14 protein-coding genes are annotated in these 14,825 nt (G+C 41.3%); 13 read left to right on the top strand and 1 reads right to left on the bottom strand.

What is annotated here, in order from left to right; genetic code table 11:
• The 5 genes from Q7J41_RS00495 to Q7J41_RS00475 form a co-directional block, all read left to right on the top strand.
• On the top strand, positions 1 to 1,018 hold a 1,018-nt coding region (locus tag Q7J41_RS00495; protein ID WP_304884198.1), incomplete at its 5' end, for a helicase-related protein.
• 205 nt (positions 1,019 to 1,223) lie between these two features.
• Positions 1,224 to 1,820 carry a type IV toxin-antitoxin system AbiEi family antitoxin domain-containing protein gene (locus Q7J41_RS00490; RefSeq protein WP_304884196.1) on the top strand — a complete coding sequence of 199 codons (597 nt, stop codon included), beginning with the start codon at positions 1,224 to 1,226 and terminating at the stop codon, positions 1,818 to 1,820.
• Entirely contained in the window at positions 1,817 to 2,662 is an 846-nt protein-coding gene (locus tag Q7J41_RS00485) for a nucleotidyl transferase AbiEii/AbiGii toxin family protein (RefSeq protein WP_304884195.1), read from the top strand. The genes Q7J41_RS00490 and Q7J41_RS00485 overlap by 4 nt, the downstream gene beginning before the upstream one ends.
• A gap of 401 nt (positions 2,663 to 3,063) precedes the next feature.
• Positions 3,064 to 3,255: a ferredoxin gene (locus tag Q7J41_RS00480; protein ID WP_370650959.1), complete on the top strand. Its 192-nt coding sequence runs from the start codon at positions 3,064 to 3,066 to the stop codon at positions 3,253 to 3,255.
• 680 nt (positions 3,256 to 3,935) lie between these two features.
• Positions 3,936 to 4,562 (top strand): 50S ribosomal protein L25, encoded by a 627-nt coding sequence (locus Q7J41_RS00475; protein ID WP_304884193.1) that lies wholly within the window; start codon positions 3,936 to 3,938, stop codon positions 4,560 to 4,562.
• A gap of 215 nt (positions 4,563 to 4,777) precedes the next feature.
• Here Q7J41_RS00475 and Q7J41_RS00470 read toward each other — a convergent pair whose 3' ends face one another.
• Positions 4,778 to 5,461, bottom strand: a complete 684-nt coding sequence (locus Q7J41_RS00470) for a GntR family transcriptional regulator (RefSeq protein ID WP_304884190.1) — start codon at positions 5,459 to 5,461, stop codon at positions 4,778 to 4,780.
• Between the two features lie 270 nt (positions 5,462 to 5,731).
• On the opposite strand from Q7J41_RS00470, the gene Q7J41_RS00465 reads away from it, so the two are divergent.
• The 8 genes from Q7J41_RS00465 to Q7J41_RS00430 are packed head-to-tail and all read left to right on the top strand — an operon-like array spanning position 5,732 to position 14,810.
• Positions 5,732 to 6,934 (top strand): CaiB/BaiF CoA-transferase family protein, encoded by a 1,203-nt coding sequence (locus Q7J41_RS00465; RefSeq protein ID WP_304884188.1) that lies wholly within the window; start codon positions 5,732 to 5,734, stop codon positions 6,932 to 6,934.
• Complete coding sequence (locus Q7J41_RS00460) at positions 6,934 to 7,728, top strand: acyl-CoA dehydratase activase (RefSeq protein WP_304884202.1); 795 nt, start codon at positions 6,934 to 6,936, stop codon at positions 7,726 to 7,728. Before Q7J41_RS00465 ends, Q7J41_RS00460 begins: the two co-directional genes overlap by 1 nt.
• Positions 7,721 to 8,953 carry a 2-hydroxyacyl-CoA dehydratase subunit D gene (locus tag Q7J41_RS00455; RefSeq protein ID WP_304884186.1) on the top strand — a complete coding sequence of 411 codons (1,233 nt, stop codon included), beginning with the start codon at positions 7,721 to 7,723 and terminating at the stop codon, positions 8,951 to 8,953. Before Q7J41_RS00460 ends, Q7J41_RS00455 begins: the two co-directional genes overlap by 8 nt.
• 1 nt (position 8,954) lies before the next feature.
• Positions 8,955 to 10,079, top strand: coding sequence for a 2-hydroxyacyl-CoA dehydratase subunit D (locus Q7J41_RS00450; RefSeq protein ID WP_304884184.1), 1,125 nt, complete (start codon positions 8,955 to 8,957; stop codon positions 10,077 to 10,079).
• 4 nt (positions 10,080 to 10,083) lie between these two features.
• Entirely contained in the window at positions 10,084 to 11,643 is a 1,560-nt protein-coding gene (locus tag Q7J41_RS00445) for a class I adenylate-forming enzyme family protein (protein ID WP_304884181.1), read from the top strand.
• Position 11,644: 1 nt separating this feature from the next.
• On the top strand, positions 11,645 to 12,781 hold the full coding sequence (locus Q7J41_RS00440) for an acyl-CoA dehydrogenase family protein (RefSeq protein ID WP_304884179.1): 1,137 nt from the start codon (positions 11,645 to 11,647) through the stop codon (positions 12,779 to 12,781).
• Between the two features lie 52 nt (positions 12,782 to 12,833).
• The gene (etfB, locus tag Q7J41_RS00435) at positions 12,834 to 13,619 is read left to right on the top strand and encodes an electron transfer flavoprotein subunit beta (RefSeq protein WP_304884177.1); all 786 of its coding nucleotides are present in this window, start codon (positions 12,834 to 12,836) and stop codon (positions 13,617 to 13,619) included.
• An 18-nt stretch (positions 13,620 to 13,637) separates the two neighbouring features.
• Entirely contained in the window at positions 13,638 to 14,810 is a 1,173-nt protein-coding gene (locus tag Q7J41_RS00430; protein WP_304884175.1) for an electron transfer flavoprotein subunit alpha, read from the top strand.
• Positions 14,811 to 14,825 lie beyond the last annotated feature (15 nt).

The raw sequence follows: 14,825 nt of genomic DNA, 5'->3' as shown, positions 1-14,825 counted from the left end.
TTTTATTATACCAAGATTTACAACAACGCGAATGCCGGTTTACAAAGAAGAAAAAGCATGGCATATTACTGAGATTTATCAACATGTTTGTGAAAGTAACGACAGGAACAAATTGATTGTGAGGGACATCGAAGAAGCGATTGAAAAAGGTAGAAATCCCTTGGTTTTAACGGAAAGAACCAGCCATATCAAACAATTGGTTGAGCTTCTAAGTGGCAAAAACGTAAACGTTATTGATTTATCAGGCAATTTAACGACGAAGAATAGAAAAAAAGCGGTGGAGAGTATTAGGGCAATAAATAGTGGCGAAAAATACGTGGTCATTGCGACCGGAAAGCTAATCGGCGAAGGCTTTGATGAAGCAAGATTAGACACTTTATTTATGGCCATGCCAATTGCATGGAAAGGGACGATTGCTCAATATGCCGGACGACTTCATCGGAATTATGAAGGTAAAAAGGAAGTGCTTATCTATGACTATGTTGATGTCCATATACCAGTTTTGGAACGGATGTATCATAAACGGTTAACAGCTTATCGATCCTTGGGATACAGTATAAAAATGGGTAGTAGCACAGCCGATCTTGAGAGTGGCATTTTTGATGATTCGAATTATTTGGATCCTGTATTGAAGGATATTGAAAGTGCAAAGAAACATGTTTTAATTTCAAGTCCATATCTGCAGAAAAAGAAAATTGAAAATGTAAAAGACTTGCTTTTAAAAACATATTCATCTGGAATACGAGTAACCTTGTGTACCAATGAAATTGTGGCTTTTCCAGATAAACAAATGAATTACATCAAAGAGATTGTTGAAGAAATAAGCGGAAATGGAATTGATGTGATTCAGATAAAAAACAACCGATATCGGTTCATGATTATTGATAATAGAATTGTCTGGTATGGCGGTATCGATATTCTGGGGAGATGTTTAAATGAGCAATCTTTAATTCGGATTGATAATGAGGCATTGGCAAACGAATTGACTGGTATTATTTATGAACATATCAGTCAATAGATTAAAATACTTACTCCCGGGTGGCATTCCATGATATTCGGTTGGAGATCACCTTGCCAGGGATGCTGTTGGATGAGGTTTCCATATTATAATCAGGTTAAAGATGGAGAAAGTACAAGAAGACAAAAAATGCTGATTGGCATTTGTCTTTATCGTTCGTATAATATATAATATAAACGAACAATAAAGACAAAGAGGTGCTCAAATGACAGATAAAGAAATGATTCTGGACGCTCTAAAAAAGAATAACGGTGTGATCGAGACGAAACAATTTGCTGAGCGGGGGATTGATAATAAGGTCTTCCGCCGATTAGAGGTGGAAGGAAAAATCGAGCGAATCAGCAAAGGAATTTACATTGATGTAGAACAAATGGTAGACGATTATTTAATCATGCAGTATCGCTGTAAAAAAGGAATCTATTCTCATGAAACGGCTTTATTTCTCCATGATTTATGCGATCGATCGCCCTTGAAACTGATGATGACCATTCCCACTGGTTATAATACCCGGTTGTTGAAAATGGACGATCACTATCAATTTTTTTATATGAAAAAAGAATTTCATGGAATTGGTAAAATGAATGTGCAGTCGCCATACGGTCATACGATTGCCGTTTATGATAAAGAGCGAACCATCTGCGATTGCCTGAAAAAAAAGGATAAGCTGGATGCCGATCTTGTTTTAACGGCGGTTCGGCTGTATATGCGTGATCCGGAGCGAGATTTTATTAAACTTCAGTTATATGCCGATGTTTTTAAGATTTCAGCCCTGGTACATCAATACATGGAGGTGTTAGCATGACCATTAATAGCCCTAGACAACTGAAAGATTGGATTAACAATCGCGCCAAGAGAGACGGTGTGATTGCGAACACCTTGCTTCAGAGTTTTATGATGGAACGGCTGTTAGAAAGAATTGCGGTATCGAGCTTTCGGGATAACTTTATTTTAAAAGGCGGTTTTTTAATTGCCGCAATGATTGGAATTGACTTGAGAAGTACGATGGACATGGATACCACGATCAAAGGCATTTCCATCGATCAACCGGAAATTCAAAAGATACTATCAGAAATCATCGCAATCGATCTTGAGGATCATGTTAATTTTAATATTAAAGGAATTAAAAGTATTCATGATACTTCGGAGTATGATGATTTTCGAGTCAGTCTTGAGGCAAATTTCTTTACAATTAAAGTCAATTTAAAAATTGATATCACCACAGGAGACGTGATTATTCCTGGTGAAGTGGATTATGCCTACAAATTAATGTTTGAAGAACGAGAAATCAGCATTAAAGCCTACAATCTAAACACCATCCTGGCGGAAAAGATTGAATCAATATTGGTAAGAAACATCTCCAATACAAGAGCTAGGGACTATTATGACCTTTATATTCTCGCTAAGCTCAACAACTCAGTGTTGGATCGGGATGAACTGAAAGTGGCAATCAGGAAAAAAGCTGAAGAACGTGACAGCACCAAGTATTTAGATGATTACGTTGTTTATCTCGATAGTATTTCTGAAAGTCAGGAACTCCGAAAAATATGGAATGACTACAGCAAGAAATATCCATACGCAGAAAATATTGAATTCGATCAGATCATTGAAACGATTCGCGATTTACTGGCATCATTCACTAATTGAAAGAAATGGGCAGATTTTTCGGGTGAATCTGTTTCGATCTGAGAAAATGACTGTTGGCAAAGTGCCATACATAAAGGATGGCAGTTCCTACGAGATAGCAATTGAAAAAAAGAGCAAAACGTGTCGTAAACATGTCGCATATCATGTAGAAATGTCTGTAATAAGCCATTTACCTACTGTTTCGTAATCAGTAGGTCGGGAGTTCGATTCCGCCCGCTAGCTCCAGTAAATAAATGTTATTTTTCAAAAAGATTAAGTTGATTATTACGAAGGAGTCCAACTCAAAAAAATGGTTGGCTTAGATAATTGTGGGTACATAAATTAAGATAATGTTTTTCTAATTAGATCCCTAATTGACTTCCACTTCAGAAAAACTGTTTGAATAATAATGAGGAGGTTCCATGATGAAAGCAAAAGTTGATCGGGATACTTGTGTGGGATGCGGTTTATGTGAATCAGTTTGTCCAAATGTCTTTGAAATGAACAATGACAGTATCGCTGAAGTGATTGCTGAAGTAATTACTCCAGAAAATGAAGCGTGCGCATTAGAAGCTCAAGATGAGTGTCCAGTAAGCGCCATAACCGTCGATTAAAATCGATTGCGTTAGATAACAGTATCAAAAAAATGTTTGTTTAAATGTGAGTTGAAGAAAACGAAAGCAACATGAGCTGGATTGATATCTGACATGAGAGAGACGATGTTTTATCGAGCAAGCACCGCTTCGTTACGAGCAGTCTTTGTTTAATTTTATGATGTCCCTTTCCTTTTCTTGCAAAGTTTTCTTAAGTGATTTGGATTGGTCAGCCGCTCCGTCACTGGCATTGATCTAGAAATTTGAACAAGCTTAAAACTCTTCAATATGCAAACTTTTTTTCCGCAATAGGTACCTGATTCATTTTCAGTGTTAGCAACGACAATTAAAAAATTATCCTCGCATGATCGGCACTCTGATCGTGATTCAGGCAATAGTTGTACAAATTTTATAACATATTTCCACGCAAACAAGGTGTATTAAGAAACGTTTATTTCAGTTGTGTGTTGGATAATTGATTCATTGGTCGACGGCATCTTTGTGAAGCCGGATGAGCAAGTCGTGGCAGGGCTTTGGTTGCCTTTTTTTTAAGAAATTTGATATTAATTCAATTGTTTGGTATAATATATAAAAAGGCTGAAAATATTGAGAAGAATAATCTGCCAGGGTTTTAATTGAAATTTACCAAATAAACAGTATCGACAATATTATGTGAGAGTTTATTAAAAGGAGAAAATAATATGAACGAAAAAGTAACAATTGCAATTGAAAAAAGAGAAAAGATGAGTGGCAGTGCCGGAAAAAAACTGAGGAAAATAGGTTATATTCCTGGTGCGATCAATCGAAAAGGGCTGGAATCCGTTTCAGTAAAAATAAATAAAGATGTATTAGTAAAAAACATCCATAAATATGGGAAGAATTATTTATATACGCTCGATCTTGAGGGGCAGGAATCATATGCTGCAATGATAAAAGAGATTCAACATGCGCCGATTAAAGGCGAAATTTTGAATGTCGTTTTTCAGGAGGTATCCATTACCGAACCGATTAAGTTTGATCTTAATATTAAAATAATCGGTAAGGAAGCAATCGAATTAAGAGAACTTAATTTTGTTCAGCAAATGGACAAGATCCATGTGACCGGGTTACCACAGGATATACCTGATTATCTCGAAATCGATGTAACGGATCTTAATTTGAATGACAAGATATGTGTCGGTGATATTAATTATCCCAAAGGCATTGAAACAGAAATTGAAGCTGATAAAATAGTATTGGTAATAAATGAAATGAGATTAGAGGATACGATCACAGAAGATGGATCCGATGATAAAAGCTCAGAAGCTGTAACAGAAGAAACTCTGTAAAGTATAATAATTAGGCGTGTAGACCACAATATCAAGGAGTAGGCTTTGCAAAAATATCCTTGTTAACATTTTCGGATTTCGCAAAATGGGTGGTAGCCATAAAGAGTGAAATTGCCCCTGGCATCTTATCAGATGCAGGGGCAATTTCAGTATTGTTTCTGAGCGTTGCGTATTAGTAGGAACAATTATAAAAAAATGATTTTGTGCGAGTATGGTCAGGGGCGGATAAAATACTCCGGGTTTGATGTTGTAAAAACATCGCGTAAATTCGTGACCGTGTCCAGATGCTGATGGAGAGCGCTTCGTCCGTCAAGCGGGCTTCGTTTTTTAATCGCATCAACAATGCTTTGATGATCACGGACTATTTGTTCATAGCGTTTTTCATCACGCAGTTCGAAATTTTTCCAGCGTTTAACATGAACATACGCCTCTTTTAGAAGGTCCAGCACATTGCCTTTTCCGACAGCATTCAGCAGATTACGATGAAAGGCTGTATCGGCAGTATTAAAATCATCAACCGTTATTTCACGGCTGATGATTTTTTTTTGCTCTGTGATATTTGCTTCCAGATTTTCAAGAAGTTCCGTCGTGTCCGAAAGATTCATAACCCGACAGAGCGCTTCCTGTTCTACTGACTCCCGAACGTAAAGAATATCTTCAACTAGTTTCATATCTATTAAACTGACATAGGTCCCGCGTTGGGGGTAAACTGTAATCAAGCCCTGGGCTTTTAGTTGGGTGATGGCATTGCGGACAATGTGGCGGGAGACCCCATATGTCTCACAGAGATCATTTTCACTGATCCGTTCACCAGGCATATAAACAAGCGTTTCGATGTTATGAAATAAATCCTGATAGACCTCTTCTGTTGTTAAAAATTTCCGATTACCTATATTCACAAGTCATCCTCCTTCAGATTTTATCATAGAAAAGTAAAATATTTGAGATGTTTTTAAACCTTTATTATAATATGGGTTGGCGTGATTTGCAATCATACTTTTGGAATCAGATGGTAATATAGCAAAATTACCATCTCAGAGGCGAGTGGATCGAGAAAAAATATTTTAATTTAAATGTTTACATTGTATTAAAAGTATGCTAGTATAAAACCAAATTTGACTTGTCGACAAGTATACAAGAAGACAAGAATACAATGCGAGGAGAAAATTATGTCACTTAAATTATTAGAAGGTGTAAAGGTTTTGGAACTGGCTACGTTCATTGCAGCACCTGCTGCAACACGGGCAATGGCTGATTGGGGTGCTCAAGTTATAAAAATTGAATCCATCGGAGGAGATCCGATCCGCTATGTTGGACCGGGGAATAAAATGCCTTTGGATCAGGATGAAAGTTTAGCATTTGATTTTGAAAACGCCAACAAACAGGGAATCGCCCTAAATCTCAAAAGTGCAAAGGGAATGGAAATTTTCATGAAGCTCCTTGACGATGCTGATATTTTCGTCACCAATCTGAGAACTCAGGCATTGGTAAAACTTGGCATCGATTATGAAACCCTTTCCAGTAAAAAACCGGAATTGGTCTTTGGACAAGTTCTCGGTTATGGTGCTAAAGGCCCATTAAAAGACAAACCAGGATTTGACTTCACTGCTTTTGCAGCTCGCGGCGGATACAGCGGCACCTTATATGAAAAAGGAACCTCTCCAGTAAACATTGTCCCAGGTTTTGGTGACCATGCTTGCGGGATGTACTTGGCAACAGGTCTGCTGGCATCTTATATTCATGCCTTAAAAACAGGTAAAGGTGAAAAAGTTACAGTCAGCTTATATCATGCCGCTGTTTACGGTTTAGCTATTATGATCCATTCGGCACAGTATGGCAACAAGTATCCAATCAGTCGTGAAGATATGCTAAATCCATTGCAATCGACTTTCATCACTAAAGATGAAGTTTGGGTTCAGTTGGCATTACCAGATTATAACCGCACCATCGGAAAATTCAGCGAAGTTATCGGTCAACCAGAATTGGCTAAAGACGAACGGTTCGATACCCTGGCGCATGTATCACAAAACCCTCAGGAACTGAACCGGATCATTTTTGCCGCAATCAAAGAAAAAACTTTGGCAGAGTGCTCAAAAATGTTTGATGAAGCAGATCTTTGTTTTGAAATCTGTCAGACATGGGAACAGGTTGTTGAAGATCCTCAAGCCTGGGAAAGTGATATTTTCGCAAAAGTAGATTATCCATCAGGCCCTAAAGCGATGACTCGAACACCGGTTATGTTTGAAAACGCTGGTTTACCAGATTATGAAAAAGGTCCAACCTATGGTGGCAATACAAATGAAATCTTGAGTAGTATTGGCTTTACCGCTGAAGATATTGACTCAATGAGAGGAAAGGGTGAAATACAATAATACTGACACTGGGAATCGATATTGGGTCAACAACCTCTAAATGCGTTCTGCTGGAAGATGGGGAACGCATTATCGGGACGGAGCTTCTGGTTGCCGGGATTGGGACAATTGGAGCTGAAAAAATCATGGAAACGGTTCTGAAAAAGGCTAAGTTGAGCCGCAATGATATCGACTATGTCATGGCTACCGGCTACGGACGCCGAAATTTTGATCCGGCCAACGGCGAATTAAGTGAGCTGAGCTGCCATGCCAAAGGGGTGCTTTTTACAAACCCCCAGGTTCGGACAATCATTGATATCGGCGGCCAGGATGCCAAGGTGTTGCGGATCAACGACAAAGGGATACTGGAAAACTTCATGATGAATGATAAATGCGCCGCCGGAACCGGAAGGTTTTTGGATGTTATGGCAAACATTCTCCAGATGCCCGTCAATGAATTAGAAAAAAGGGCTGAATTAGCGGAAAAACCGGCTAAAATATCCAGTACCTGTACCGTTTTTGCGGAATCTGAGGTTATTTCTCAGTTAGCGACCGGAGAAACGGTAGAAAACGTCATCGCCGGTATTTGTAATTCGGTAGCAAGCCGGGTTGCCGGGCTGGCAAAGCGCGTTGGTATCAAAGAAGAAGTCTTTATGAGTGGCGGTGTCGCCCAAAACGGCGGGGTCAGAAAAGCATTAGAAAAAGAATTGAAGGTTCCCATCAAGTGGTCAGAAACATCACAGATGATGGGCGCTTTAGGGGCTGCGATCAGTGCCTATGAACAAGTAAAAAAGAGAGGTGTTTTAAATGAGTAATGAAGTAAAGAAAAAAAGTCCACCAGATCCTAATTCGGCAAAATTCAAATTAGGAAAAATTGCCACAGATGCCTACGTTGATGCTCAAGCAGCAAAAGATCGTGGAGAAATGATCGGTTGGTGTTCGTCCAATTTTCCAGTGGAAATACCTGAGACATTAGGGTTGGCAGTATGTTATCCAGAAAATCAGGCAGCCGGAATCGCAGCTCGTGGCGGCGGCGAACGTTTATGTAATGTCAGTGAAGATGATGGTTATTCCAATGATATCTGTGCCTATGCCAGAATCAATTTGGCTTATGCAAAAATAAAAGATACGCCAGAACAAAATATGCCAGAACCAGATTTCTTATTATGCTGCAACAATATCTGTAACTGCATGATCAAATGGTACGAAAACCTGGCTAAAGACCTGAACATTCCGATGATCATCATCGACATTCCCTTTAACCCCGATTATGACGTTTCTGATGCCCAGGTAGCATACGTTAAAGCCCAGTTTATGGAAGCAATTAAACAACTGGAAGAACTGACCGGTAAAAAATGGACTGAGGAAAAATTCCAGGAAGTTATGGAATATTCCGGACGAACAAGCCGGGCATGGTTAGCGGCAACATCTGAAGCGAAACATACACCTTCACCTTTTAATGGCTTTGATCTTTTAAACCACATGGCGGTTATGGTAACAGCCCGAGGTAAAAAAGAAGCAGCTGAAGCGATGGAAGTTCTTCATAAAGAGTATCTGGAAAATGTTGAAACCGGAAACAGTACCTTCCGTGGCGAAGAAAAACATCGGATTATATTCGAAGGAATCGCTTGCTGGCCATATTTGCGGGCAACATCAACAGGCCTGAAAAGCCGTGGCATCAACATGGTAACAACGATCTATGCGGATGCTTTTGGATTCATCTATGATGACTTTGACGGCATGGTAAAAGCTTACTGTAATGTACCAAACGCCATGAATCTGGAACATGCTCGTGATAAACGGGTAAAACTGATCAAAGAAAATCATGTCGAAGGTTTACTGGTTCACACCAATCGCTCATGTAAATTATGGAGCGGCTTCATGGCTGAAATGAGCCGACAGATCGCTGCAGAATGCGAAATCCCTCATGTCGCATTTGACGGGGATCAAGCGGATCCCCGAAATTTCTCAGAAGCTCAATATGAAACCAGAGTACAAGGCTTAACCGAAATTATGGAATCAAAAAAAGGAGGCTGCTAAGATGTCGGGTTTAAAAGAAAGTTTACAAAAATTTCATAAAATTGCATCCTCACCAAAGGAACAATTAAAAAATTATCTTGCTCAAGATAAAAAAGTTGTCATTTGTGCTCCCGTCTACACTCCAGAAGAAATTGTTCATGCCATGGGAATGGTTCCAATGGGCACCTGGGGAGCTGACATAGAAATCAAAGAAGCGAAAACCTATTTTCCAGCATTTATCTGTTCAGTGATGCAGTCAGTATTGGAATTGGGCATCCGCGGCGAATTTGAAGGAGCCTCAGCAATCATTATCCCGTCATTATGCGATTCATTAAAGTGTCTGGGAGAAAACTGGAAATCATCCGTTAAAAATATTCCCTTTATCCCAATGGTCTATCCGCAAAATCGCAAAGCTGACTTTGGCAAAGCATTTACCAAGGCTGGTTACGAACGGGTCATTGCTGATCTGGAAAAAGCCACCGGCCAAAGTTTTGATGATGCCAAGTTGACAGAATCAATCGCCATTTATAACGAACACAATGCCATCATGCGACAATTGTCGGACTGTTTAAATGATTATCCGGAAATTACTGCGGTCGATCGTAATGCCATTTTCCAAAGTGCCTTCTATATGGAAAAATCCGAACACACCGCATTGGTAAAAGACTTAATCAGCGAATTGACAAAAACTGAGAAAACAGCGAACAATAAAATTAAAATTGTCACAACGGGTATTCTGGTTGATGCTGAAGATCTGCTGAAGATATTAGATGATAATGACATGCAAATCGTTGCTGATAATGTCGCCAGCGAATCAAGACAATATCATGTTGACGCCAAACCAGCAGAAACGGCACTGGACAGCCTGTCATGTAAATTTGCTGACATGGATAACTGTTCGGTACTCTTTAATGTTGACAAAGCAATCGCTCAATATACAGTGGGTTTGGTCTCGAAATATCAGGCGAACGGCGTAATTTTCGTTATGACAAAATTCTGTGATCCTGAAGAATTTGACTATGTCATGATTAAAAAAGCTTGTGCAGAAAAGAACATCCCATTATTGCTGGTAGAAATTGATCGTCAAATGACCAACTATGAACAGGTCAGAACAGCGGTAGAAACATTTAAAGAAATACTAAAATAAAGCAATGAAATTAAAATCAATAACAGTGATCCAGCAGTTTCGTCAGGCAGTGGCAGAAAAAAAAGATGAAGCTGCCGTGATCGATGAAACGGAAGCTTTATCATGGAACGATATTGATTTGATTTCAGACCGGTTGGCTCTGGGGCTGGTGGCTGATCATGTTGAAAAAGGAAAACACGTGGCGCTGTGGAGCTTCAATTCACTGGCCTGGATTTGCAGCTATCTTGCCATCGCTAAAATTGGTGCGATATCAGTGTTGGTTAATCCCAAGCTTTCTGCAAGGGAAGCGGATGCGATGATGTCGTTTGCCGATGTCGATTATATCTGCTACGGTGACGATATTTACGGAAAACGGGCAGATTGTCTTTCCGGGGCGTACCCCGGACTGTCAATCGGGCTGGATTTCTGGAAACAACTGCGGCATCAGGCACCATTAACTGGCGCCGAAAGAGACAGTCTCAAAATCCGGGAAGCAGCGATCAGGCCCGATGATATGGCCAGTATGCTCTTCACCTCGGGATCGACGAGTCGCCCCAAGGGGGTTTTACTGACCCATTATCAGTTAATCAATGTGGCTCGGGAAGCGGTTTCATGCATGCACTGGACCGACCAGGATAAGGTCTGCCTGGCGCTGCCGCTCTTTCACAGTTTTGGTTTGTCAACGGGATTGCTGGCGTTATTTGTTCATCGTGGTCGTTTGCATGTAACCCCGGACTGTCATACAAAAACAGTTTTGGGTGTCATTGATCAATATGGCTGTAGTGTATTGAATGCCGTTCCATCACAATTCCTGGCTATTGTGCATCACAAAGAACGAGAAAAATTCAGTTTGAAGAGCCTACGGTCTGGCATCATTGCCGGTTCGTCGGTTTTTCCAAACGATTACCTGAAAATTGCTGAGGACCTGGGCATTTATCATCTGAAGCAGTCCTATGGGCAGACGGAAGCATCGCCGAGTATCTCTTTTTCAAGTTACGATGATTCCCTAGAACGCTGCTCAAAAACGGTGGGGAAAGTCATCAGCAATCTTCAGATACGAATTATTAGTATGGAGACCGGGGAGCCGTTAGGAACGGATCAGCCTGGGCGCATCGAAGTCAGTGGCTACAATGTCATGCAGGGTTACTACAAAGATCAGGATGAAACAGCCAAAGTGCTTACCGAAGACGGTTGGCTGATAACCGGAGATATCGGTTATCTGGATCAGGACGGCAGTTTATATATTGTTGGCCGAATGAAGGAAATGATCATCCGTTCCGGTGAAAATATTTCGCCGAAAGAAATCGAAGCAGTGATTATCAAGCATGAGGGTGTGGTTCAGGCTAAGGTCTTTGGGATCCCGATGTCGGTGGTGCAGGAAGAAATTGTTGCCTGCGTTGAATGTCCGGCGGGGGGCGTCACGGATGAGGCAATCAGAGAATTGATTAGTGACAATCTGGCACCCTATAAAATGCCGAAATTTATTAAATTGTATGAAAAATTTCCCCTGAACGACAGTTGTAAGATTGACGTGAAAAAGATGAAGGAAGAAATTCAATTAGAAATGCAAGAGGAGAGTTTATAGAATGATTTTTAATGAACAACACGAATTAATTCGTAAATTGGCGAGAGATTTTGCCAAAAAGGAACTGACATCTGACGTGTTGGATAAAATAGAAGAGACCGATGTGTTTCCGGAAGAAATCTTGAATAAAATGGGCAAAGCCGGATTCTTTGGAATTAAAATACCAAAAGAATTGGGTGGCGCTGGTTCGGATCACCGGGGTTATGTCGCTGTGATGGAAGAAATCGCCAGAGAAAGTGCGGTTGCAAGTTTGTATGTATCTTCACCAAATTCCCTTGGCGGCGGTCCATTACTGCTGTCGGGTACAGATGAACAACTTAAAAAGTATTTAAAACCGGTTGTTACCGGTGAAAAAATTCTGGCTTTTGCATTAACCGAGCCGGGTGCCGGGTCGGATGCTAGCGGAATGACAACAACGGCTGTGGAAGATGGTGACTACTACGTATTAAATGGACGTAAAACCTTTATCACTATGGCGCCACTGGCAGATTATGCCGTGGTTTATGCCAAAACGGATATGTGCAGAGGCGCAAAAGGGATTACTGCTTTTATTGTTGACATGAAGTCTGAAGGCGTATCTTGTGGGAAATCTGAACATAAGATGGGTCTGATTGGTTGTGCTACCAGCGATATTATTCTGGAAAACGTTCGTGTTCCCAAAGAAGATATGCTGGGTGAACTCAATCAGGGTTTCACCAATGCCATGAAAACTTTGGACGTCGGTCGAATTGGCGTGGCGGCACAATCCATCGGGGTGGCTCAGGCAGCGCTGGACGAAGCGATTAAATACGCCAAGGACAGAAAACAGTTTGGTCGACGGATCGCTGACTTCCAGGGAATCAGTTTTATGATTGCCGAAATGGCCACTAAGCTGCAGGCGGCCAAACATCTGGTTTATGATGCCGCTTATAAGAAAGATACCAATCAGAATGCCACCGTAGCAGCCTCTATGGCCAAGTTTTATGCCTCAGAAGTCTGCAACGAAATCTGTGCCAAAGCGGTTCAGATCCACGGCGGCTACGGCTATATGAAAGAATATCGGGTTGAACGGCTTTATCGTGACTGCCGGGTCTTCACAATTTATGAAGGAACATCCCAGGTACAGCAGATGGTCATTTCCGGCCAATTGCTCAAATAGGTTCGACAGCATGAGCAGAAGACGAATCAGCAAATAGAGGAGAATGTTAAATATGAAAATATTAGTATGTGTTAAACAGGTACCGGATACCAATGAAGTAAAAATAGATCCGGTGAAAGGAACGCTGATACGGGAAGGTGTCCCCAGTATTCTAAATCCGGATGATGCCAATGCCTTAGAAGCAGCCCTGGCAATCAAAGATAATGACCCCAATGTAAAAGTTTCGGTACTAACTATGGGTCCACCTCAGGCCACTGAGATGCTTAGAGAATGCCTGTCCATGGGAGCCGACGATGCTTATCTGCTAAGTGACCGGGCCTTTGGCGGTGCGGACACTTGGTCTACCTCCAATACCCTGGCAGCAGGAATCCGTAAAATTGGCGATCTTGATATTATTTTTGCCGGTCGACAGGCCATTGATGGTGATACTGCCCAGGTCGGTCCTCAAACCGCTCAGCGGCTAAATATACCAGTAGTGACCTATGTTCAGAATGTTGAACTCGCTGGTGATAAGGTCATCGTTCAACGACAGATGGAAGACGGGTATGAACTCATTGAAGTGAAGACACCCTGTCTATTAACGGCTGTAAAGGAATTGAATGAACCGCGATATATGAGCATTTACAATATTGTCGATGCTTGCAGCAAAGAAATTACCGTCTGGGGTCATGAGGACATCAAACTGTCCCCGGAAAACTGCGGTTTGAAAGCTTCACCGACCCAGGTTTTCCGTTCATTTACTCCTCCCACCAAGGGCAAGGGGGAAATGCTCACCGGAACCACGGCAGAAGTGAGCAAAAGCTTGATTTCAAAATTAAAAGGGTTACACGTTATTTAGAAAGGACGAACAATAAATATGGCAGTTAAAGTAATAGTAGAAAAATGCAAAGGATGTTCCATCTGTGTAAATAGTTGTCCTTTCAGTGCAATTGAGATGGAAAATAAAATAGCCGTTATCGGCGATGCCTGTACCGGCTGTGGCGTCTGTGTGGATGAGTGTCCCTTTGACGCAATTGAAAAAATAGAAGAAGCGGTCAAGAAGGATTTAAGCGCCTATAAAGGGGTTTGGGTCTTTGCTGAACAACGGGAAGGCAAATTGATGCCAGTTGTTATCGAACTTTTGGGCGAAGCAAAAAAACTGGCTACTGAAATCGGAACTGATGTGAGTGCAGTCCTCTGCGGCGACAAAGTCGATGATCTGACCCAGGAATTATTTGCCTATGGGGCAGACAAGGTTTATTTCGCAGATCATCCCGAATTGAAAAACTATCGGACAGACGCCTATACTAAGGTTATTCAGGAAGCCATTAACCAATATAAACCAGAAATTATTCTGTTGGGTGCTACCCACATTGGACGTGATTTGGGCCCTTGCCTGGCAGTACGATGTGATACTGGTTTAACAGCTGACTGTACCAAACTGGAAATTGATCCAGAAGATAAAAAAATTCGACAGACCCGACCAGCTTTTGGCGGTAACCTGATGGCTACCATTATTTGTCCAAATCACCGACCGCAAATGTCAACGGTACGGCCCGGGGTTATGGATAAGGCTGAATATGTAGCCGGTCGTGAAGGCGTAGCCATTCGTCTGGACGTCAGCTTTGGGGATGATGAAATCCGCACCAAAATTATCAAAATTGTTAAACAAGCAGGAGAACTGGCATCACTGACAGATGCTGAATTCATTGTATCCGGTGGTATGGGTCTGGGAAATCAGGAAGGGTTTGAATTACTTAAAAAACTGGCTGATAAACTGGGCGGCACCATCGGCTCATCAAGAGCCTGTGTCGATTCAGGCTGGATTGACCATTCTTATCAGGTTGGTCAGACGGGAACAACCGTCAAGCCAAAAATATATTTTGCCTGTGGTATTTCCGGAGCGATTCAGCATCTGGCGGGGATGCAGAGTTCGGATTATATTATTGCCATTAATAAAAATGAAAATGCACCCATCTTTGAAGTGGCAGATTATGGAATTGTTGGGGATCTTTACGAAGTGATTCCGGCGATTTTGGAAGCATTATAAAAATCAGTCCACAAA

It is taken from the genome of Acetobacterium sp., from assembly GCF_030652775.1.
Classification (GTDB): Bacteria; Bacillota; Clostridia; order Eubacteriales; family Eubacteriaceae; genus Acetobacterium.
This window is presented reverse-complemented; position numbering and strand designations above follow the sequence as displayed.

Excerpts from the sequence above, each read along its gene's own strand:
- Q7J41_RS00490 (WP_304884196.1), top strand. The coding sequence starts at position 1,224 with ATGACAGATAAAGAAATGATTCTGGACGCTCTAAAAAAGAATAACGGT.
- Q7J41_RS00485 (WP_304884195.1), top strand. The coding sequence starts at position 1,817 with ATGACCATTAATAGCCCTAGACAACTGAAAGATTGGATTAACAATCGC.
- Q7J41_RS00480 (WP_370650959.1), top strand. The coding sequence starts at position 3,064 with ATGATGAAAGCAAAAGTTGATCGGGATACTTGTGTGGGATGCGGTTTA.
- Q7J41_RS00475 (WP_304884193.1), top strand. The coding sequence starts at position 3,936 with ATGAACGAAAAAGTAACAATTGCAATTGAAAAAAGAGAAAAGATGAGT.
- Q7J41_RS00465 (WP_304884188.1), top strand. The coding sequence starts at position 5,732 with ATGTCACTTAAATTATTAGAAGGTGTAAAGGTTTTGGAACTGGCTACG.
- Q7J41_RS00455 (WP_304884186.1), top strand. The coding sequence starts at position 7,721 with ATGAGTAATGAAGTAAAGAAAAAAAGTCCACCAGATCCTAATTCGGCA.
- Q7J41_RS00450 (WP_304884184.1), top strand. The coding sequence starts at position 8,955 with ATGTCGGGTTTAAAAGAAAGTTTACAAAAATTTCATAAAATTGCATCC.
- Q7J41_RS00445 (WP_304884181.1), top strand. The coding sequence starts at position 10,084 with ATGAAATTAAAATCAATAACAGTGATCCAGCAGTTTCGTCAGGCAGTG.
- Q7J41_RS00440 (WP_304884179.1), top strand. The coding sequence starts at position 11,645 with ATGATTTTTAATGAACAACACGAATTAATTCGTAAATTGGCGAGAGAT.
- etfB (WP_304884177.1), top strand. The coding sequence starts at position 12,834 with ATGAAAATATTAGTATGTGTTAAACAGGTACCGGATACCAATGAAGTA.
- Q7J41_RS00430 (WP_304884175.1), top strand. The coding sequence starts at position 13,638 with ATGGCAGTTAAAGTAATAGTAGAAAAATGCAAAGGATGTTCCATCTGT.